The following is an 18,290-nucleotide window of genomic DNA, read 5'->3' on the forward strand; positions in this document are numbered from 1 at the left end:
CCGGAAAATTTTATAGTGGAGTGCAAAGGTCTTCAGACTTTGCCACGATGGCTCAAGGCCATAGGGGCCACAGCCTAAAAATGCTTATCGTGCAATGGCTGAAGACCATTGCACTCCGATTTAACGGGCTTTTAATTTATCCGTATGACTAAACACACCGCTTTCCCCCCCATCGCCGACCCGTACGCGACTGTATTGGTTTTAGGTTCCATGCCCGGTGCAGCTTCCTTACAGGCGCAGCAATATTACGCCCATCCCAGAAACGCTTTTTGGCCGATTATGGCGGCATTATTCGGCGAATTGCCGCCAGACTATGCGCAGCGGCAAACGTTGCTAAAAAACCAGAAAATGGCGGTTTGGGACGTATTGCGCAAGGCGGCGCGTAAGGGCAGTTTGGATGCGAATATCGACCCTAACAGTATTGAGGTTAACGATTTTTTAGGCTTTTACCGCCAACATCCCTCTATTGTCCGGGTGTTTTTTAATGGCGGTATGGCTGAAAAAATTTATCGGCAACGGGTTTTGCCGATGTTAGGGGAGGATTTTTGCCATTTGCACTATCAGCGCCTGCCCTCCACCAGCCCTGCTTACGCCACTTTGGCGGTAGCGGAAAAAATCGCCGCTTGGCAAGCGATTAAACCGATGGCAATGGCTGAGACTGTGATAAAGTAGGGTGTTTTACCGTCGGTTCTGCCGGCACACGGGTGGTTATTGATTGGCTATGAACGAAGAAAACGAAGACGATTATGAATACGAATATGACGAAAACGGCGAGATTGTCTACTACGCCATCCGTCCTAACAAAACGCAGTTAAAAAAAGAAATTTCGGCGCTGTTTGAATTGGGCGAAAAAATGTCCGCGCTTTCGCCTGCGCAACTGGCGAGCTTGGAGTTGCCTGACAATATCCATAAATCCATAGCGCAAGTGTCGGGGATGCCGCTGAAAGGGGCACGCAAACGTCTGCTGAAATATATCGCGGGGCAATTTTACAAAATCGATGTGCAGGAATTTACCGATAAATTGGCGCGTCTGGAAAACAAAAGTGCCCATGCGACCAGGGAGCATCATATTGTTGAACGCTGGCGGGAACGCTTGCTGACCGAGGGTAATGAGGCCTTAAGCGAATTGCTGGACGACTATCCCCATGCCGACCGCCAACAGGTAAGGCAACTGATCCGCAACGCCCAAAAAGAAACCGAGTTGGGCAAACCGCCCAAAACCTCGCGCCTGCTGTACCGCTACCTAAAAAGCCTGTTCGCGTTTGATGGCGATGCCGACGATGCTTTGGATAGGCCAGACCCGTCTTATGAGGAAGACGATGTGGATGAAGAAGAAGACGGGTAAAACCTGCCTGCTAAAAAGGAATTTTAAGGATCATTGTTCTTTCATGGATTTCAATATGACCTTTTTGGCTTAAATCTTTCAGCACTTTATTAATCATTTCGCGTGATGCGCCGACCATACTGGCAAGCTCTTGCTGGGTGGGGCGGCGTTGGATGAAAAAATTGCCGTGTTCATCCCTGACGGCCAATTTATACAAAACTTGCACTGTGCGTTCATGGACATTCGATAATGCCAGATGTTTGACTTTTTGGGTGAGCTGGCGGACTTTTTCCGATAAGTCGGCTAAGAGGTTTAGCGTCACATCCGGGTGTTCGGTCAGCCAGAGGGTAAAGTCGACTTTAGAGATGACCCCACAGACCGTTTTTTCTAAGGTGATGACCGACGCAGAGCGCGGCTCATTTGCCAGCAGAGCCAGCTCGCCAAAATATGACCCGGTTTCTTGGGTCACTAAAGTCACTTCCCGCCCGCCGTTGTCACTGGTAAAAATCTTTACCTTACCCGAAATGATGATATACAGCGAGTCTGTTTCATCTTTTTCGGTAATGATGATGGTTTGCTTAGGGAATGTGCAACACTTCGCCTTTAACGCCAGTGACTCAATGGCTTCATTAGGTAACAAGGAGAGAAACGCGACTTTTTTTAAGCCTAATAAAGCATCTTGCTGCATGGTAAATATTCCTGATTTGATATATGGTGGCGATTATAGACGCACGAACGCCAAAAAGAAAATGAAACGTTAACAGTGCAAAGGGCGATGATAACAGAAAAACACTTGCTTAGAGAAGCTTGTTAAGTTGAATTGCTAAAGTGCGGATAACAGGCTATTAGATGGGGAAATTAAAGTGCTTTAGCAACGTTCAACGGAGTGCAATGGTCTTTAGATATTGTCCGACGGGTCAAGCTAAGGGCGGGAGGTTAAAGCCCTCGTACAAAGGCTAAAGGCCTTTGCACTCCATCGGATAGGCTTTTTAATAATCGGGTAACCGTGGGTTGAGCGGTTACCAGCAGTAGATGTTGCCGTTTATTAAAACGCAGGTTAATAGTTTTACGTTGGCGGATGTGCTGCCAAGTTTGGCCGCTGCGGCGTTGTCTGATAAGGCGATTGCCGATGCGGGTAAGGCGTTGGTGGTGAAGGTGCTGATGCTGGGGATTGGGTTTTGCGGGTCGGCTAGAGATTCGGTGTCGTTATCGGCTTGGGAGGGGGAGACTAACAGGGTCGGTTCGCCTTTGCTGTTGAAGGTAAGGACGTAGGCGATGTCTGTGCTTTGCGCATCCTTAGCCAGTTTGGCAACGGTGCTTTTGCTTAAGACGCGGTGGTTCATAGTTGGGGGTTGCAAAAATCCCTGCGGTGCTGGCATTATACGCGCCTAATAGGGAGAAGGTTGTGCCGATGAAGGTTTTTTTTACGGCTGTGCTTACATGACGGTATTCAGGGTAGGTGGTCATGTTGCTTTCTCCAAATCTACGGGCTGGTCGGGTGGTTAAGGTTTGTCGGAGTTCGCTAAGTGTCGCTTTCTCGTTTACGTTGCGTCCCGTTTCTCTGCGGTGAGAGACGGCATTCCCACGCGTGCGGTGCGTGGGAGCGTTTATAGCAGGGCAGTAGCATTAAAATCAAATCAAATTTGATAGAAGCGAATCCACGGAGATAAAATATGGGAATTGAGATTGCACTGTCTTTAGCTCTGAATTCTCGTGTCGAAATAATGCGCTACGATACAGTAGATTAAGATTGTGAAATCCCGTATTCCGTTTTGCACCTATGGGTTACTATCCAAGTCTTTGGTTTTTACCAACAGTACATAACGCCATTTAGTACAATACATGTTTTTTGAGTTGCACCGGTTATGCTTTGTTCAGATGGCGGGGCATATGAGAAAATCGTCAGTTGTTGTGGGTTTATCCAGTCCTTTTCTGGAATGTAGCTATGTTCTTCAGGTTTGTTTTCTTCATTTGCGTAGAGAAAATAAACATTTTCTTCGTCGGCTGAAGCGATGACGGTTTGCGGAACATTACCGTCCATTTGGCCTGCTAAGGCTTTTTTTGATTCTTCTGATAATTTTTCAACTGTAATTGTCATAATGGTTCCTTAGGAATTGAGTGATTAAAAGTTAAAAGTAAAGCGGGCCATAAAGGTTTGCGCTGGGGTAATATCAGACGTGCGTATTTCATTGGTTTGATACGCGCGGTCTCTGAATTTGAAGCGGTTATCCAGCAGGTTATCGGCCTCTAAACTGAATATGCCGTATTGTTTGGGCAGGCGATAACCGATAGCGGCATCAACCAGATAAAAATCGGTGCTAAAGCTTGGGTCGCCACCTGGTAGTGTGTCCACCCGTTGGTTGATATAAGTGCCGCGTAATTCGGCAAAGACACCAACTTTATGAAAAAAGCGTAAGCTAGTCGGCAGGTAGGCTGTGGCAACAGCTTTTGGGGAATTGATGCCTGTCGCATGAAAGTCCTCATAACGGAACCCCGAATTCATCAGCCAGTGTTCATGGATGATCCAGTTTACATAAAAACGGTACAGATTTTCGGTGCGTGGATCGGATATAAAAGAATGGTTGCTGATAATAGGGTTATTTAATTCACGAGCATAAATTTCTACACCTGTATACCAATTTTTGGCTGGATGATAATCCATGCCTATAGCATATTGTGTGGACTTTGTACCGTTGTAATCGTCAAAAAATTGATTAAACCCGGCAATTTGCATGGGTTGCAATTGTTGGTTGACAATAATTGGCGATTTTAATGTGTCGAAAACCGCTAATCTGAATAATAGTTCTTTATTAAATTGCCAAAGCAAGCCGAATTTAGGGTTTGCCCGTTCAATGGCTAAGCTACTTGCTTGGCTATCATTGTAGCTGTCATAGCTTAAGCCCCCTGTTGCGGTCAGATTGTCCAGTAATTTGATATTGGAATAGGCATAACCGAAATTTTGGGTATCGTTAGTGTTGGTTAGTTGGCAACCTAAGGCCATGCAAATAAAAGGGTTGTTTGAATAAAATTGACTTTGAATATCATAGGTATATCGACCGCCACCTGCTGTTAAGTTAAATCGTTCATATTCGAGTAAATAAGCCGACTCTAACTGATAACCGCTATTTTTTGCTGAACTGCTCAGATAAGAAAAGCTATTCAAAAACTCATTCCGATTAGCATAAATAAACGAAGTCAACCATTTAGAATGCTGGGTAGGCGCAAAGGTTGCCCCTAGCCGATAAGTATCCTGTCCCAATTTCCGCCGATAATCGGCGTTAAAGTCCGACATATCGCCTTTTTGTTGCAAATCGCCATGCTCGGTATCCCTGCGCCGATATTCCGCTTGGACATTAAATTTAGGCGAGAACTCATACTGGGCAAAGGCGTTATACAGATCATGTTTAATGTCATTATTTGCCCGATAGCCGTCATTCTCATAATGCAACTGGCCAAAGCTGTAAGAGAGTTTATTGGCGATCCCCGACAGCACGGCTTCGTTGCCAATCAGGTTGTTGGAGCCGTAGCTGGTGGTGTTGGTGATGCGGTAGTTATCGCGCTCAAAGACTTTATTGTATTCGTTAAAACCCACTTCCGCAGGGCCGACGCTTTTGGGGATGTTAAGGTCGGTGTAGGCCAAGCGCGGTTGCACGGGATTAAGGTTGACCGATTGCAGGAGTTGCGATTGCAATAAGGCACTGGCGCGGGTGACTTCTTGGCGCGGTTGGTTGGCGCTACTGTCCGATAGCAGGCGTTGCGCCGAATAGTTGCCGGGGTCTAGGGCCAGGGATTTTATGGCTTGGCGGTTGGCGACATCGTTAAAGCCTAAGTCATTGTAAATGCGGCCTAAGCCTGTACCGCGCACGGCGGCATCTTGGTCCAGCAAGAAACGTGAGCGGTAGACGGCGCGGTTGTCATTTAAGTCCATGGCTTGCTGCATATCGTGCAGGGCGGCGACGGGGCGGTTAGTCGATTGCTTTAAGATGGCATCGTAAAACCAGGGGGTCGGGTCTTTGCTGTCGTTGGCTTTGGCCAGTTTAAATTCGGTTTCGGCGTAGTCGGGGTTGCGCAGTTCAAAATGGGCTTTGCCCAGATAGCTGCGGATAACGGCGTTGTTGGGGTCGAGGTTGGCGGCGGTTTCCAGCTTTTGCTTGCCTGACTCCAGTTTGCCGGTACGAATGTCGGTCAGTGCCGAACCTAACCAAGCTAATGGATCGGAAGAGTCTATGCTAATGGCTTGCTGAAAGGCTTCTTGGGCAAATTGGGTGTTGACTTGCGCCAGATAAGCAAAACCTAACACGGTTTGGGTGCGGGCCAGAGCCGGGTCGGCGTTACGCGCTTGTTGGGCGGCTGCTAGGCCTTGGTCGCGTTCGCCTAAGGACAGTTGCAGTTCAGAAATTCTGGCCAAGACCAGGGCGCTGGTGGGTTCCTGTTGCAAAGCGGCTTGGGCGGCTTGCAGGGCTTCCGGCAGTTTAAATAAGGCTTGGTAAGCGTAAGATAGGGCAAGTAGGGCGGCACTGGATTTGACGTTGTTGCCCACGGCTTTTTGCGCCAGTGCCAAGGCTTCATCTTGGCGGTTTTTGCTGACCGCGATAATGGCTTGTAAGGCGAAAGCTTCGCTGTTTTTGGGGTCACGTTCTAAGATCTGGCCGATGAGCTGTTGGGCTTCGTCGGCACGCCCGACGCTTAATAACAAAGACGCTTTTGTCGCTAAAAAGCCGTTGTCCTGTTGGTTGCTGGGTATGGCGGTATCAAAATTTTCCAGTAATTGGCTTTTGACGGTTTGTTGCTGGGACGGCGACGTGTTGGGGGCGAGAAATTTTTTATAATCCAGCAGCGGCGGATAGTATAAAGCCCATTGCACGGCATCTTCGGATTTGATGAGCAGGGCTTGCAAATAGGGCTTTTTGCCTTGAGGAGTAACACCAATAAAGCCGGGTTTGATTTGGGCGCTGCCCATTGCGTTATAGGCACGGACTTGCCCATCAAAGACGGTAACGGCAGTTTGTCCGCTGTTAACGCTGACCAAAAATTCGGTGCCTTCATGCACGGCGTTGACAAAGGGGGTTTGCACTTCTAGGTTTTGCGGTTGGCGGCTACGGAAGAAGGCGGTGCCTTCGCGCAGGTAAGCTAGCCATTTTGGAGTATCGTCGAAGGGTGGCGGAAAAATCAGCGTAGTGGCTTGCTCTAGGGTGATGACCGACTCGTTGCGCATTTGTAAGGTGGCGCGGCTGTGTTTGCCGGTGCGGATTTTATCGCCCGGACAAAGTTCATTGTGCGCTTCGATGTTTAACCAGGTATTGCTGTCGGGCTGTTGGCTCTCGACTTTACCTTGTGCGGAGACGATTTGTGCGACCGACTGCCCACAATTGAGGGCCGCTTGTGTACTTAAGGGTACAAGCAGCGCAATGACAATGTAAGAATAGCGGACTTTCTGGCGCATAGTTATTGTTATTATAGCTGACTGAAAGAGGTGCGGCGTTTGTTTCCCCCGAAACAAAATCAACTGCACTTTTTTGCTGGCTAATTGAAGCATATCACTGCCCATATTACAACTAAAAGCTCAGTGTGGTGACATTGATAATCATGGGTAATTGATTATCGACGGATTTTTCTGGCAATTTTGTGGTGTTCTCCAAGTAGCGCAGGAAGAAGCCGCTAGGGCCATCATTAGGAAATTGTTCGGTTATTTTGCTAAAAGCTTGCCGCGCGGGCAGCCATTGGTGGTCTTGGAAGAGGGCTAGGGCTTTGGCAAAGGCAGCCGTTAAGGCGCGGTCGCGGTCGCTCGCTTGTTGCTGGGTCGCCATCAGTTCAAAAATATGTACGGGTTTGGCTTTGCCTTTTAAGATAAATAAGCCGACATCACGCAGGAAAAAATCGTCTAAGTCGGCAATGACCGCGGCATTAACCAAAATATGAGTGCCTAGTTGTTTGTTAAGGGCTTCAATTCTTGAAGCGGTATTGACCGGATCGCCTATTGCCCGATAGATCAGCCGGCCTGTAAAGCCGGTATGGCCAATGCTGATTTCGCCGCAGGCCAAACCAAAGCGGGTGATTAAGGGATAGGGCTGATCTTGGTTAAACGCTGCCAAGTTCTGTTTAATGGTCAGTGCCGCTTGGCAGGCGTTACTACGCGCTTGCTGATTATGGTCGGCGTGGGCCCATACGGCATACATGCCATCGCCTGCCAGATCGGTGACAAACCCGCCGTGTTGGTTGACCAGCGGAAAGACGGTCTGGTAATAGGTGTTCATTAGGTCAATTAAGGCCTTGGGCTTTAAGGCTTCGGACAATTGGGTGTAGTCGCAGACATCGGTAGCCAGACAGACACCTTGAGTCAGTTTACCGCTGGTGTCCATGATCATGGTATCGGGCTGGTGCGGAATGTTATCGACCACTTCTTTGGGCAGTAGTTTATGCAATGCCAACTGCATTTTGGTTTTGGTACGGTTGGTGTGGCGAAAGTGGATAACCGAGGCGGCGGTCAGCACTAAGGGCATTTGTAGGGCGAGGGGAATAGTTAACGGTAGCCAGATAGCGGCGGTGACAAATTCGTAGTAGGCGAAATAAGTGTATGCTGCTCCTGAGGCCAAAATGACGGTGATGGCGAGGCGGTAAGAGCGTATCACGCAGTAAGCCGATAGCAGCATACCCCAGCCTAGCAACAGGAGAAACTGATAGGCGCTTCTTAAGGGCTTTAGCCAAGTATTATCAATGAGATTGCCTAAGGCGGTGGCAGCAAGGTCAATCGGGCTGGTGGTTTGGTTATGGGCGTGTGAATAGACGGTGTAGTAGCCTTGGGCTTTTTCGGGTTCGATGCTTTCGGAGAAGCCGACCAAGACGATTCTGTCGCGTAAGGTATCGGGCGGTAGGCCGTTGAGGGCCTGATAAAACGGAATGGTTGTAATTTTGCCGACATTGCCGTAGTGGTTGTAATAGAGGCTTTTATGGTCGGCCAAATTTAGCCAAGCGGCTAAGAGGCGTTGCTGTTGGGCAGGTACGGCGGCTTGGTTAAGCAGGTGTTGCCAGTGGTCGGGGTTGGTCGCCTGTAAGGCCAACGCATCGCGGAGTTTTTCTAGGTCTTCGGATAGAGTGTGCTGTTTGGCCAGTTCGGCAAAGCTGGGCGGCAACTGCGTGGCTAGAGGAGATTGGGCGATAGCCAGTAAGGTCAGAAGGTTGGGATAGGCTTTTTTAAGGACATAACATTGAAAAATAAAGTCGGGGAAGGTTCTAAGGCCGGCGCTTTCTTTGTCAACCCAAAATTGTTTGACGGTGGAAGCCCCTTTAGGTAAGGGGAAGGGTGCGGCACTGAGCGCGGCGTTGTTAATAAGCTCAATGGATTCCATCAGGGTTTCTGTGCTGGGAGCAGCGCCACCGCTTGATGGGTTAAGCGTCTTATATTTGATGTAGCTGCCTAAAATAACATTGTTGTCGCGGGCAATGGCAGTCGCCAGTTGTTGGTCGGTTATTGCATTAATGGGTTTGCCAAAAAAGATATTGAGGGCGATCAACGTCGGATGCTGTTGGTTGATCTGGTCGATCAATTGCGCATAATATTCGCGCGGCCAGTCTGTTGGATCGTCAGCGAGTTTGAAAAAATCCGCTGAGGTTTGGTCGACACTGATGATAACAATATCTTGCGGCGGTGCGGTTTCGCCGCGCAGAGCAAACAGCCAAGCCAAGCCACCTTCTTCTTCAAGGGTTTCACCCAGCGGCGTTAAGCACAAAACCGCACCTACTAGGCCTATCGCTACGGAGAGCAGGCACAGTTTGGAGGATTTGACAAAAACGCGGTTAAGGGGGGAGCTACCGCTTAAAATCGGCCAGGTAGAGATCATGGGTATGGGTTTTTGGCATCCATTGTTTAACTGGTCTTCATTTTGGCAAATAAAAAGAGCCGTGTCTGTTGAAAATTACCATTTTTGGAAAAAAAATTGAGCTTTTCTGAATTTTTTTTCGGGTTGGTTGGCAAATGTAGCTGGAGCAGTGGTTATTAGCCGCTATACTGATGTGCTTTTATTTTTGTCTGGATGGGGCAGAAAAAGCTTTTGCCGATGCCAAGGGAAGGACAATTTATAAGTCGGGGCGGTGGCTTGAAATTGGCCTGCTCTTACAGCGTTTTGTGGGCAATTTCAGGTATCATAAGGCTTATAAAACCAAAACCAAAACCTAACATTTCATATACTGGTTCCTGCATTCAGCTAGCGCCAGCCCCACTTGGAGATTGTAGATATGGCATTACACGCTTATTTTGATTATGCAGGCATCCCGATGTCTGAAAAAGATTATCTGGCGACTGAACCGGGTTCGGATGTCCGGCGCGAATATATCGATGGGCAGGTTTATGCCATGGCCGGACCCAGCATCAACCATAATATTTTATCTTTAAATATAGCCAGTGAATTCAGAAACCATTTGAAGGGTAAGCCTTGCACCGCGTTTATGTCTGACATTAAAGTGCCGTTGAAGGTTAGCGTCGGGCATGATTATGTTTACCCTGATGTTGTCGTTGATTGCACAAAAGTGCAGGGACAGAGTTATTTCTCGAACGCCCCGACTTTAATTGTCGAGGTGTTGTCGCAATCGACCAGAAAGGCCGATCTTACCACCAAGCTGTTAAGGTATATCAATCTGCCGTCTTTGCAGGAATATGTGGTGATTGAGCAAGATTTCGTCCAAGTACAAGTGCTGCGCAAAAGCAATGCTTGGAAGCCAGATTATTATTATTTGGGCGATTTGGCGGTTTTTGAGTCGATAGCCTTAACGCTGGCTGTTGAAGCGATTTATGAGCAAGTGGATAATCAGGATATGGCCCAGTATTTGATGGAAAAACAAGCGATTGCAGACGCTGTTGCAATAGGGGGGGCGGTGGAGCCCGCCGCTGCGAATGGCCTTATTGGCGGCTTGGTTTAGGAAGGGCGGTTGGTTTGGCCGCTGGGGCGGGCAAGATGCCCGCGCTCCTTTTAGGTTTGCCTTAGTTAAAGGCGGTTTAGTCTTTGGTGGCTTCGGTGTCGGCGAGTTGTAGGGCGGTGGTGCTGTTCCAGTCTGAAAACGGGAACGGGACAATTTCGGTCGAGAAGGTCAAAAACAGCAGGATATGGTAGCTGTAAAGCGACAGGCTGCGCCCAAAGCTAAGGACGTTGGGGTTGGGTTTGCCGGTCAGCAGGGAAGAGGCGACTTGCAGGATGACGACTGTCCATACCAGGAGGCGGATAAGTTCGCCGATCACGGCGAAAATCAGCATAAAGAAAATACGTTTCCAAGTGCTAAGCTGCTTTAAGTTGCTGTTGATTTGTTCGTCCATATACGGTTAACCTCGGTTCATAATGTCACGCAAATCCAACGCGGCGGCGTTGGCACGGGCGATGTAGTTAGCCATCGTCAAGGAGTAGTTGGCAAACAGGCCATAACCGCCGCCGTCTAGGATCATCGGGCTTAAGATAGGCTCTAAGGAGTTTTCCAAGGATTTGATCATAATGTCGACGGTACGCATGGCGCGTTTGTCGAGCAGGATGTCTTTAAAGTCATGCTTGATGGCCCGCAGGATATGCAATAACGCCCAGCCCGCCCCACGCGCTTCATAAAAGACGTTATCAATTTCCATCCAAGGGATTCTGGCGACGTTGGCATCTTTTTCGTTAAGGTCTATATCGACTTGGGTAAGCCCTGGGCCAAAGTTGTTGCCTGAGTTGTTGGCGGTCAGGCGGGTGGATAAGCCGCCCAAACGTTTGATGACAACTTCGGTGTATTGCCACAGATTGTCGGCGCGGGAATAAAACTGTGCCTGCTTGACGTTGCCGCCGTAGTGTTGCAGGCGGGTCATGTATTTATGTAGGGCTTCCACGCCTTTTTCATATTCGGCTTCGGTGGACGGTAAGGCCCAAGAGTCATTCTCAAAATAAAAGTACGGTTCGGCGGTCGCCAAATCAGGGTCTTCGGCCGATTGTGACTGGTCGCGGGCGAAGTGGTTCCGTAACGCTGAGGTGGCATCGCGCAACATGACCAATGCGCCAAATTCCCAGCTAGGGACGTTGTCGAGCAGTACGCCCGGTGGGCCTACGTCATTGGTGATGTAGCCGCCGGGCTTGTGCAGCAGCACTTCGGCTATATGTGCCAAGGTGTTGGTGTAGACGTAGCCGACCGGCATATTTTCGGTGTCGTGGGTTTCTTTGGCGCGGGTTTCCGCTTCATCCAAGATATTGAACTGCCCAGGCTCGCTTCCCCACCAAGCACCTAAAACTATCAGGACTACCATGACAATGGCGATAAACACACCAAAGCCCCAAAGTATGCCTCTAGATTTTACATCTTGCGTTGTATTATTCGCCGCCATTTTTCAGTACCTTTGCAGAAGTATGCGCATTAAAACGGATTGCCTGGTTGGCTTCCGGTTTAATTTGCCAGTATCGGCAGGCCTCTATGCCTTGAATCGATACCCGCTTAAAAGAAAGTTCTTTCTTTATGTTAAAAATAGGCTACATGGTAGCAGGTTTTTTGGGTTTTTGCTTATCGGGGCGGTCAATATTACGGTTTTTTTTTCGCTCTTGGGTGGGCTTTATCATAAATATCAGCAAGATGCTGAAAGTCTAAATGGGTATAAATTTGGGTGGTGCTAATGTTGCTATGGCCTAGCAGTTCCTGGACACCACGCAAGTCTTGGCTGGCTTCAAGCAAATGGCTGGCAAAGGAATGCCGGAGCATGTGCGGATGCACGGCTTCGGCAATGCCTTTTTTCTGACACCAGACCTTTAGCCTCAGTTCAATATTGCGTTGCCCTAAACGGCTCCCCTTGGCGGCGATAAACAGGGCGCTGTCTTCGGGTTTGGCGTATTTTTGCCGTTGTGGCAACCAATTTTCCAGGGCGGCGATGGCTTTGCCGCCGATGGGCAGGTAGCGTGCCTTGTCGCCTTTACCGGCGCGTACCCGCAGCGAGTGGTCGCCTAGGTCGATATCTTCTAAGTTGAGCGCCGACAGTTCGCTCAGCCGTAAGCCGGAGGAGTAAAACAGCTCAAACATGGCGAGGTCGCGGACTTCCAGGATGGAACTGGTGCCGGCTTCGAGCAGGCCTTTAACTTGGTCGACATCAAGGGTTTTGGGCAGTTTACGCGCTTGTTTAGGGGCTTTGACGTGCTGTGCCGGATTGATGTTGGCGTATTGGTGTTGCAGCAGGTAGTGGTAAAAGCTTCGGATGGCGGAGAGTTCGCGCTGTAGGCTTTTACTGGCGATGCCTTGGCGATGGCGGCCGGCGATATGGGCACGGATGTCGGCGGCCTGTACGTCGCGCCATTGGGTAATGGCTTTGTCTGTGCAATAGCGGTACAGATTGGCCATGTCCAGTTGGTAGCTTTTGACGGTATGGCGGGAAGCACGTTTCTCTTCGGCCAGCTGCGTGAAAAAGGCCGCCAGTTGCTGTTCGGCATCCGTGTGCATCAGGAGGCTTTGAGCAGGGCGATAAAGCGGGTGCCGACCAGTTCGCTCATTTGTTTTAAAAATAAATGTCCCATGCCTTCGACAAAACGGTCTTCTTCACGGCTACCGATGGCGAGTATGCCTTCCAGTTCGGTAAACATCATCGGGATAATGGCGCAGGATTTTACATCGGCGGCGACGGCTTCGCCAAACAGTACCCGCGCTTGTGCCAAGGTTGGCCGTCCGCAGCCGGGTTGTTGGGTGGACAATTCTTTGATAAACGGTTTCAGTTTTTCGCTGTGCGGGGTGATAAATAGCTCGTCTAAGTGAGGGTGGCCGCCTTCTTTGATGATTCTGATGGCGACAAAATCGGTCAGGAAATATTCGCACAGGGCGATATTGAGGTTTTTGACGGCATCGGCCAGGGTGGTGGCATCCAATAAGGCCAAAGACAGTTTGTGCATACGCATGATGGAGGTATCGTTATCACGCGCTATGTCGATCAGCTCGGTCAGCTGGTTTTCCATTTCGTGATGGCGGCTACGGAATATTTCCAGTTGTTTGGAAATCAGCGACACGGCGTTGCCGCTGGGGTGGGGGATGTGAATTTGTTCTAGCAAGTTAAGGTGTTCATTGAAAAATTCGGGGTGTTTTTGTAGGTAACGTTCGACTTGGCCTTCTGACAGTTCCGATAGGTAGGGTTCGTTCGTCAGGCTGATGTTGCCGTCGAATACGGAAATGGCAGGGCCGGTCATTAAGACCGGTTCGCCCCGTCCGTCCCAGTGGATTTTGAGAGTGCCGCCCGGCAGTTCGACGCTGACATTGTGGTCGAGCAGATGCTGTTCTATGCCGATGACGACCGCCGCGCAGGCGCCGCTGCCACAGGCCAAGGTTTCCGCCGCGCCGCGTTCGTAGACCCGCAGTTTGATATGTTGGCGGTCCAGCACCTGCATAAAGCCGATGTTGGCGCGGGCAGGGAAGACGGGGTGGCTTTCTAAGGCGGCGCCGATGTCTTTGACTTGCGCGGTGCGGATGTCGTTGACTTGGATGACGGCGTGGGGATTACCCATAGAGACCGCGCCAAAGGCTTTTTCGGTATCGTTTACCGCGACGGTATAAAACTTGGATTCCTGTTCCGCTTGTAGGGGGATTTCGTGGGGGGCGTGGCGTGGCACCCCCATATTGACGGTAATGAGGCCGTCATCGTCAAAATAGAGAGTCAGTTGTCCACAGTCGGTATCGACACAAATGGCGGCTTTATCGGACAAACCTTTGTCACGGACAAAGCGGGCAAAGCAACGGGCGCCATTACCGCACTGTGAGACTTCGCCACCGTCAGCGTTAAAGATGCGGTATTTAAAATCGGCGTTGGCATTGATGGGCGGCTCCACCAGCAGCAATTGGTCGAAACCAATGCCGAAATGGCGGTCTGACATAAAGCGTATTTGTTCCGGCGTTAAGCTAATGGTTTGAGAGATGGCATCAATGACTACAAAATCATTGCCCAACCCTTGCATTTTTGTAAAGTTAATCATCGTTTATCCATCATTTACGGGTAGGTGGAAGCTTTTGGATGTGTCGTTATGGGCGGTCAGTCCGTTTGTTAAAGTGGGACTTTAGAAAATTGGTAAGCTAATGTAAAGGTACTATGTCACTTTTTAAGGTTTTTATTTTTTGCCGACCACATAAACCCCTGCCAGTACCAAAAAAGTGCCGGCTATTTGCAGGGCGGTAATGGCTTCTGCCAAGACAAAGTGCGCCAGCGCTAAGGTGGCGATGGGGCCTATGGTGCTGATGATGGAAGCCGAACTTGCGCCAATTTTGCGGATACCGGCATTCATTAAAAACGCGGGCAGTACGGTTGAGAAAATCGCCATCAGCAAAGCCAAGCCATAAATTTTTAACGGCCACTGGGTCAGTTCCAAGCCGTGGCTTAAGCCAAAATGCACTAAGGTCGCCAAACTGGCGACGGTCATGGTGTAAGCGGTAAAACGTGCGGCACCGATACTGTGCGTCATGACACCGCTGCCCATGGTAAATAAGGCGAAGACAATAGCGCTGCCCAGCACTAAGGCTGAGCCTAACCAAATAGCTTGATTGGTGAGTGACAGTTGTTCGATAAACACCAGCAACATCCCCGCATAGCTTAAGGTTAGCGCCACGCCGACGCGTAAGGTGATATGGCGCCGATAAAATAGGGCTGAAAAAAGTACAACCAAGGTCGGGTATAAGAAGAGGATAACCCGTTCTAACCCGGCGGAAATGCTTTGCAGGCCAAGGAAGTCTAAGTAGCTGGCAATATAATAACCCATTAAGCCTAAGGCAGTGATGGTTAGCCATTGTTTGCGGGTCATGGCGGCTTGTGTGGTCTGTTGTTGCCAGCCTGCGACGAGCAGAAAGAACGGTAGGGAAAATGCCATGCGCAAGGCCATTAGGCTAATGGCATCGATTGGGGTGTCTTCGGCGTAGGCGAGCTTAATCAGGATGGCTTTTGCGGAAAAACCAAAAGCACCCAATAGCACCAGCGTGAAGCCAAGCAGGTGCTGGCGGCGTTCGGTGGCAGCGGTCTCAATCAAGGGTGGCCTTATCGGGTGTCAGTTGTTTAATTAATGCGCTGAGTGCGGCCTGTTGGGCGGCGACTGAGGCGCAGAGCCGGAATTGTGCTTGGGCGCGGTGCAGGTTTTGTTCGGGTGCAGATACTTTAAAGTAGCGGTTGCCTTGCAGGTAGTCGGTATAAAACCGCAAGCCCAGTTCAAACGGCAATAATTCGATGGCAGCATACAGGTAGGCGTAGTCGTCGGGGCTGAAAAATGCCCCCGCTTCGCTAAGGTAGCCTGTTAAAATCGCCGCGCCGATGTCCAGGTTAAAGTGGTCAGTAACGGGGTCGTGGCAGCATGAGCGTAGGCAGTCGCCAATATCATAATGCACCAAGCCAGGTTTGACGGTATCTAAGTCTATCAGGCTGACAATACTGGCGGTGTCTTTAGCAAACAAAAAATTATTCAGTTTAGGGTCGCCATGGATGACCCGTAAATATAGGCGACCTTGTTGTTGGGCGGTTTCTAAGCGGTCGGCACGGTCTTGAAAGTTGCTGATGAAGTCGGCACAAAACGGGTCGGTTCCGCAGGTTTGGCTGCTAATGTTATGATAATGGTTTAAATAAGTCGGGGTGATGTGGAAACCCGGCAAGGTGTCGTGCAGGCTTAAGGGGTTAAGGTTGCTGAGCAGGCGATGGAAATGCCCCAACGCGTAGCCAGTTTGTCTGGCATCGTCTAGGTTGCGTAGGGACTCCAGGCTTTGGGTATTGGCGATAAAGCTTTGCGCCCGCCACAAGCCGCCTTGGCTATCTTGGACATGGCTTTCGCCAGCCGCCGTGTACACGATGGCGGGGATTTGCAGCCGTGCCCCAGGCTGTTGCCGGATATGCTTGCTGAGTACCGATAAGTTGGCGTTAATCAGCAAAGGCTGGGGGAATACCTGTTGGTTGATGCGTTGTAAGACAAAGTGCCGCCCATCCGTAGTGCTGACTAAAAAAGTGTCGTTAATTAGGCCATTGCCCAACGGCGCAAGGGCGCAGGCGGACGCGTCAAATTGGCGGGCAATGTGGTGGGGGAGGCTGGTTTCTGTCGTCATGGTAACTAATTTAACTTATTTGCGGCTTGGCGTTAAGTGTTAGTTTTTGGTTTAAGGGAGGCGAGGCGGGTTATTGTTGGGTTTTGGGTGGCTTGGCGGCTAAAAAGGGCGGTTGGGTAGGGTATATTGGCCGACAAAAACAATGCCATATTAAGCCAAAAAGAGGATAACACAATGCAAATCCCCGCCGAATTGGATAGTCAGCATTTGGAAAAGTTAGGGGTGCTGGAGCAGACACTCAAAAAAAATACGTCTGAGTTAATCGCTTTCGCTATTGATGAAATAGATAAGGCGAGGTACATGCCAATGGAAGGTGAAAGGGTTTTAGCAATTTTGCAAAAAACAGGTTATTTAGGCGGTATGCCGGATGTCACTGATTTATCGGAAAATTATAAAGACTACTTGGCTTGGGATGATAAGGGGCTACCGTGCAAAGGTCTTTAGCCTTTGCACGGTAGCCTAAACGGGCGTGTCGGTGTTAGGCTTTGTTACGGCTGTGTCAGTTTACCCGCCACCAACGCCAATAACTGCCTTAACGCTTGCCCGCGATGGCTGAGGGCGTTTTTCAGTTCCGCAGGCAGTTGTGCGGATGAGCATTGTTGCTCCGCCACCCAAAACACCGGATCGTAACCAAAGCCGCGTTCGCCGACAGGCTGGCGCAAGATGTGTCCTTCCCATACGCCTTGGGCGATGAGGGGGCAAGGGTCTTCGGCGTGTTGCAGCAGGGCGAGGACGCAGACAAACCTTGCCGTGCGCTGCCCGTCCGGTACGTCCGCCAAGGCGCTGAGCAGTTTTTGCACATTGTCTTGGTCGCTGGCCGCTTCACCCGCATAACGCGCCGAGCGGACACCGGGCGCACCGTGTAAGGCATCGACGATCAGCCCGGAATCGTCGGCAATGGCGGGCAGGCCGGATTGTAAGGCGGCGTTACGCGCTTTTAATAGTGCGTTTTCAACAAACGTGCAGCCGGTTTCGGGGCATTCGGCGACGTTAAACGCCGCTTGCGGCACAATGACTTGCCCCGCCAAAATGGCTTGGATTTCGCGGATTTTTCCGGCATTGCCGCTGGCTAAAACAATTTGTTGGCCTAGGGGGAACATTAACGGTAGGCCTCCAGCACCTGACGTTGTTTTTCCATCAATTGGTTGATGCCGCCGCCTGCTAAGATCAGCATGGCATCCAATTCGTCTTTGCGGAAGGCGTGGCCTTCGGCGGTGCCTTGCACTTCGATGAAGGCGCCGGCATCGTTCATTACCACGTTCATATCGGTTTCGGCGTTACTGTCTTCGGCATAGTCCAAATCCAAAACTGGGATACCGTTAAAAATGCCGACCGAAATCGAGGCAACTTGGCCGTATAAGGGGTTGGATTTGATTTGCTTGCGTTTCATCATGGTTTTGACCGCCAATGATAAGGCGACAAAGCCGCCGGTAATCGCCGCCGTGCGGGTACCGCCGTCCGCTTGCAAAACGTCGCAGTCGATGGTCAGGGTGTGTTCGCCTAAGGCCTTTAAATCAACCGCCGCGCGTAAGGAACGGCCAATCAGGCGCTGAATTTCCAGTGTCCGCCCGCCTTGTCTGCCGTTACTGGCTTCGCGCCCCATGCGGCTGTGCGTGGAGCGGGGTAACATGCCGTATTCGGCGGTTATCCAGCCTTCGCCCTTGCCTTTTAAAAAGCGCGGTACACTACGGTCAACACTGGCGGTGCATAGTACACGGGTATCACCAAATTCAACTAACACCGAGCCTTCTGCATGTTTGGTATAGCCACAGGTAAATGTTATCTCGCGCAGTTGATCGGGATTGCGTCCGCTTGGTCTCATAAGTTTTGTTCCGCCAAAATGAAAACCGCACAGTATACCTGAATTGGCGGTAATTCTGATGTAAATACACAAAGCGTTAAGAAAGTTAATCGGCCTATCTGC

General features: G+C 50.1%; 18 protein-coding genes and 1 pseudogene. 4 read left to right on the forward strand and 15 right to left on the reverse strand.

Features of this window, described 5'->3' with window-relative positions; translation table 11 throughout:
• Positions 1–144 precede the first annotated feature (144 nt).
• On the forward strand, positions 145–672 hold the full coding sequence (locus AADEFJLK_RS06120) for a DNA-deoxyinosine glycosylase (RefSeq protein ID WP_088617554.1): 528 nt from the start codon (positions 145–147) through the stop codon (positions 670–672).
• A gap of 49 nt (positions 673–721) precedes the next feature.
• Entirely contained in the window at positions 722–1,345 is a 624-nt protein-coding gene (gene yjgA, locus AADEFJLK_RS06125; protein ID WP_103973679.1) for a ribosome biogenesis factor YjgA, read from the forward strand.
• A 10-nt stretch (positions 1,346–1,355) separates the two neighbouring features.
• Here yjgA and AADEFJLK_RS06130 read toward each other — a convergent pair whose 3' ends face one another.
• The 6 genes from AADEFJLK_RS06130 to AADEFJLK_RS06150 all read right to left on the reverse strand — a co-directional run bounded on the left by AADEFJLK_RS06130 (position 1,356) and on the right by AADEFJLK_RS06150 (position 9,162).
• Positions 1,356–2,012: a Crp/Fnr family transcriptional regulator gene (locus tag AADEFJLK_RS06130; protein WP_088617552.1), complete on the reverse strand. Its 657-nt coding sequence runs from the start codon at positions 2,010–2,012 to the stop codon at positions 1,356–1,358.
• A 331-nt stretch (positions 2,013–2,343) separates the two neighbouring features.
• A complete protein-coding gene (locus AADEFJLK_RS06135) occupies positions 2,344–2,667 on the reverse strand; it encodes a hypothetical protein (protein ID WP_103973680.1) in 324 nt (107 codons plus the stop codon).
• A complete protein-coding gene (locus tag AADEFJLK_RS24380) occupies positions 2,621–2,791 on the reverse strand; it encodes a hypothetical protein (RefSeq protein ID WP_170065043.1) in 171 nt (56 codons plus the stop codon). The genes AADEFJLK_RS06135 and AADEFJLK_RS24380 overlap by 47 nt, the downstream gene beginning before the upstream one ends.
• Positions 2,792–3,131: 340 nt before the next feature.
• Positions 3,132–3,422 (reverse strand): hypothetical protein, encoded by a 291-nt coding sequence (locus tag AADEFJLK_RS06140; protein WP_103973681.1) that lies wholly within the window; start codon positions 3,420–3,422, stop codon positions 3,132–3,134.
• A 24-nt stretch (positions 3,423–3,446) separates the two neighbouring features.
• Complete coding sequence (locus AADEFJLK_RS06145; RefSeq protein WP_170065044.1) at positions 3,447–6,767, reverse strand: FecR domain-containing protein; 3,321 nt, start codon at positions 6,765–6,767, stop codon at positions 3,447–3,449.
• A gap of 112 nt (positions 6,768–6,879) precedes the next feature.
• Complete coding sequence (locus tag AADEFJLK_RS06150; protein ID WP_103973683.1) at positions 6,880–9,162, reverse strand: CHASE2 domain-containing protein; 2,283 nt, start codon at positions 9,160–9,162, stop codon at positions 6,880–6,882.
• Positions 9,163–9,556: 394 nt separating this feature from the next.
• On the opposite strand from AADEFJLK_RS06150, the gene AADEFJLK_RS06155 reads away from it, so the two are divergent.
• Complete coding sequence (locus AADEFJLK_RS06155; protein WP_249027990.1) at positions 9,557–10,237, forward strand: Uma2 family endonuclease; 681 nt, start codon at positions 9,557–9,559, stop codon at positions 10,235–10,237.
• A 76-nt stretch (positions 10,238–10,313) separates the two neighbouring features.
• Here AADEFJLK_RS06155 and AADEFJLK_RS06160 read toward each other — a convergent pair whose 3' ends face one another.
• From AADEFJLK_RS06160 to AADEFJLK_RS06185, 7 genes and pseudogenes are all read right to left on the reverse strand, one after another.
• On the reverse strand, positions 10,314–10,628 hold the full coding sequence (locus AADEFJLK_RS06160) for a DUF4389 domain-containing protein (RefSeq protein WP_088617548.1): 315 nt from the start codon (positions 10,626–10,628) through the stop codon (positions 10,314–10,316).
• 6 nt (positions 10,629–10,634) lie between these two features.
• Positions 10,635–11,657: a DUF2333 family protein gene (locus tag AADEFJLK_RS06165; RefSeq protein WP_088617547.1), complete on the reverse strand. Its 1,023-nt coding sequence runs from the start codon at positions 11,655–11,657 to the stop codon at positions 10,635–10,637.
• A gap of 191 nt (positions 11,658–11,848) precedes the next feature.
• The gene (xerC, locus tag AADEFJLK_RS06170) at positions 11,849–12,754 is read right to left on the reverse strand and encodes a tyrosine recombinase XerC (protein WP_088617546.1); all 906 of its coding nucleotides are present in this window, start codon (positions 12,752–12,754) and stop codon (positions 11,849–11,851) included.
• The gene (locus AADEFJLK_RS25485) at positions 12,754–13,452 is read right to left on the reverse strand and encodes a DUF484 family protein (RefSeq protein WP_346222631.1); all 699 of its coding nucleotides are present in this window, start codon (positions 13,450–13,452) and stop codon (positions 12,754–12,756) included. The genes xerC and AADEFJLK_RS25485 overlap by 1 nt, the downstream gene beginning before the upstream one ends.
• Positions 13,444–14,268, reverse strand: a pseudogene (gene dapF, locus AADEFJLK_RS25025) (diaminopimelate epimerase); the annotation flags it as partial. The gene AADEFJLK_RS25485 and the pseudogene dapF, both read right to left, overlap by 9 nt.
• A 132-nt stretch (positions 14,269–14,400) precedes the next feature.
• Positions 14,401–15,309 carry a DMT family transporter gene (locus tag AADEFJLK_RS06180; protein ID WP_232463726.1) on the reverse strand — a complete coding sequence of 303 codons (909 nt, stop codon included), beginning with the start codon at positions 15,307–15,309 and terminating at the stop codon, positions 14,401–14,403.
• A complete protein-coding gene (locus AADEFJLK_RS06185; RefSeq protein WP_088617545.1) occupies positions 15,302–16,366 on the reverse strand; it encodes a phosphotransferase enzyme family protein in 1,065 nt (354 codons plus the stop codon). The genes AADEFJLK_RS06180 and AADEFJLK_RS06185 overlap by 8 nt, the downstream gene beginning before the upstream one ends.
• Positions 16,367–16,540: 174 nt before the next feature.
• Here AADEFJLK_RS06185 and AADEFJLK_RS06190 point away from each other — a divergent pair, with 174 nt between their 5' ends.
• On the forward strand, positions 16,541–16,810 hold the full coding sequence (locus AADEFJLK_RS06190; protein WP_146054519.1) for a hypothetical protein: 270 nt from the start codon (positions 16,541–16,543) through the stop codon (positions 16,808–16,810).
• A gap of 44 nt (positions 16,811–16,854) precedes the next feature.
• On the opposite strand, the gene rdgB is transcribed toward AADEFJLK_RS06190, so the two are convergent.
• Together rdgB and rph are read right to left on the reverse strand one after the other, a co-directional pair.
• Positions 16,855–17,466 carry an RdgB/HAM1 family non-canonical purine NTP pyrophosphatase gene (gene rdgB, locus AADEFJLK_RS06195; protein WP_103973687.1) on the reverse strand — a complete coding sequence of 204 codons (612 nt, stop codon included), beginning with the start codon at positions 17,464–17,466 and terminating at the stop codon, positions 16,855–16,857.
• On the reverse strand, positions 17,466–18,188 hold the full coding sequence (gene rph / locus AADEFJLK_RS06200) for a ribonuclease PH (protein ID WP_088617542.1): 723 nt from the start codon (positions 18,186–18,188) through the stop codon (positions 17,466–17,468). Before rph ends, rdgB begins: the two co-directional genes overlap by 1 nt.
• Between the last annotated feature and the right edge of the window lie 102 nt (positions 18,189–18,290).

This window comes from Methylovulum psychrotolerans (genome assembly GCF_002923755.1).
GTDB classification, from domain to species: domain Bacteria; phylum Pseudomonadota; class Gammaproteobacteria; order Methylococcales; family Methylomonadaceae; genus Methylovulum; species Methylovulum psychrotolerans.

What these genes read in the sequence shown, in the direction of transcription:
- AADEFJLK_RS24380 (WP_170065043.1), bottom strand. Translation starts at nt 2,791, where the DNA reads ATGACCACCTACCCTGAATACCGTCATGTAAGCACAGCCGTAAAAAAA.
- xerC (WP_088617546.1), bottom strand. Translation starts at nt 12,754, where the DNA reads ATGCACACGGATGCCGAACAGCAACTGGCGGCCTTTTTCACGCAGCTG.
- AADEFJLK_RS06130 (WP_088617552.1), bottom strand. Translation starts at nt 2,012, where the DNA reads ATGCAGCAAGATGCTTTATTAGGCTTAAAAAAAGTCGCGTTTCTCTCC.
- AADEFJLK_RS06155 (WP_249027990.1), top strand. Translation starts at nt 9,557, where the DNA reads ATGGCATTACACGCTTATTTTGATTATGCAGGCATCCCGATGTCTGAA.
- AADEFJLK_RS06160 (WP_088617548.1), bottom strand. Translation starts at nt 10,628, where the DNA reads ATGGACGAACAAATCAACAGCAACTTAAAGCAGCTTAGCACTTGGAAA.
- AADEFJLK_RS06185 (WP_088617545.1), bottom strand. Translation starts at nt 16,366, where the DNA reads ATGACGACAGAAACCAGCCTCCCCCACCACATTGCCCGCCAATTTGAC.
- AADEFJLK_RS06145 (WP_170065044.1), bottom strand. Translation starts at nt 6,767, where the DNA reads ATGCGCCAGAAAGTCCGCTATTCTTACATTGTCATTGCGCTGCTTGTA.
- rdgB (WP_103973687.1), bottom strand. Translation starts at nt 17,466, where the DNA reads ATGTTCCCCCTAGGCCAACAAATTGTTTTAGCCAGCGGCAATGCCGGA.
- AADEFJLK_RS06135 (WP_103973680.1), bottom strand. Translation starts at nt 2,667, where the DNA reads ATGAACCACCGCGTCTTAAGCAAAAGCACCGTTGCCAAACTGGCTAAG.
- AADEFJLK_RS06140 (WP_103973681.1), bottom strand. Translation starts at nt 3,422, where the DNA reads ATGACAATTACAGTTGAAAAATTATCAGAAGAATCAAAAAAAGCCTTA.
- AADEFJLK_RS06150 (WP_103973683.1), bottom strand. Translation starts at nt 9,162, where the DNA reads ATGATCTCTACCTGGCCGATTTTAAGCGGTAGCTCCCCCCTTAACCGC.
- yjgA (WP_103973679.1), top strand. Translation starts at nt 722, where the DNA reads ATGAACGAAGAAAACGAAGACGATTATGAATACGAATATGACGAAAAC.
- AADEFJLK_RS06120 (WP_088617554.1), top strand. Translation starts at nt 145, where the DNA reads ATGACTAAACACACCGCTTTCCCCCCCATCGCCGACCCGTACGCGACT.
- AADEFJLK_RS06190 (WP_146054519.1), top strand. Translation starts at nt 16,541, where the DNA reads ATGCAAATCCCCGCCGAATTGGATAGTCAGCATTTGGAAAAGTTAGGG.
- AADEFJLK_RS06165 (WP_088617547.1), bottom strand. Translation starts at nt 11,657, where the DNA reads ATGGCGGCGAATAATACAACGCAAGATGTAAAATCTAGAGGCATACTT.
- rph (WP_088617542.1), bottom strand. Translation starts at nt 18,188, where the DNA reads ATGAGACCAAGCGGACGCAATCCCGATCAACTGCGCGAGATAACATTT.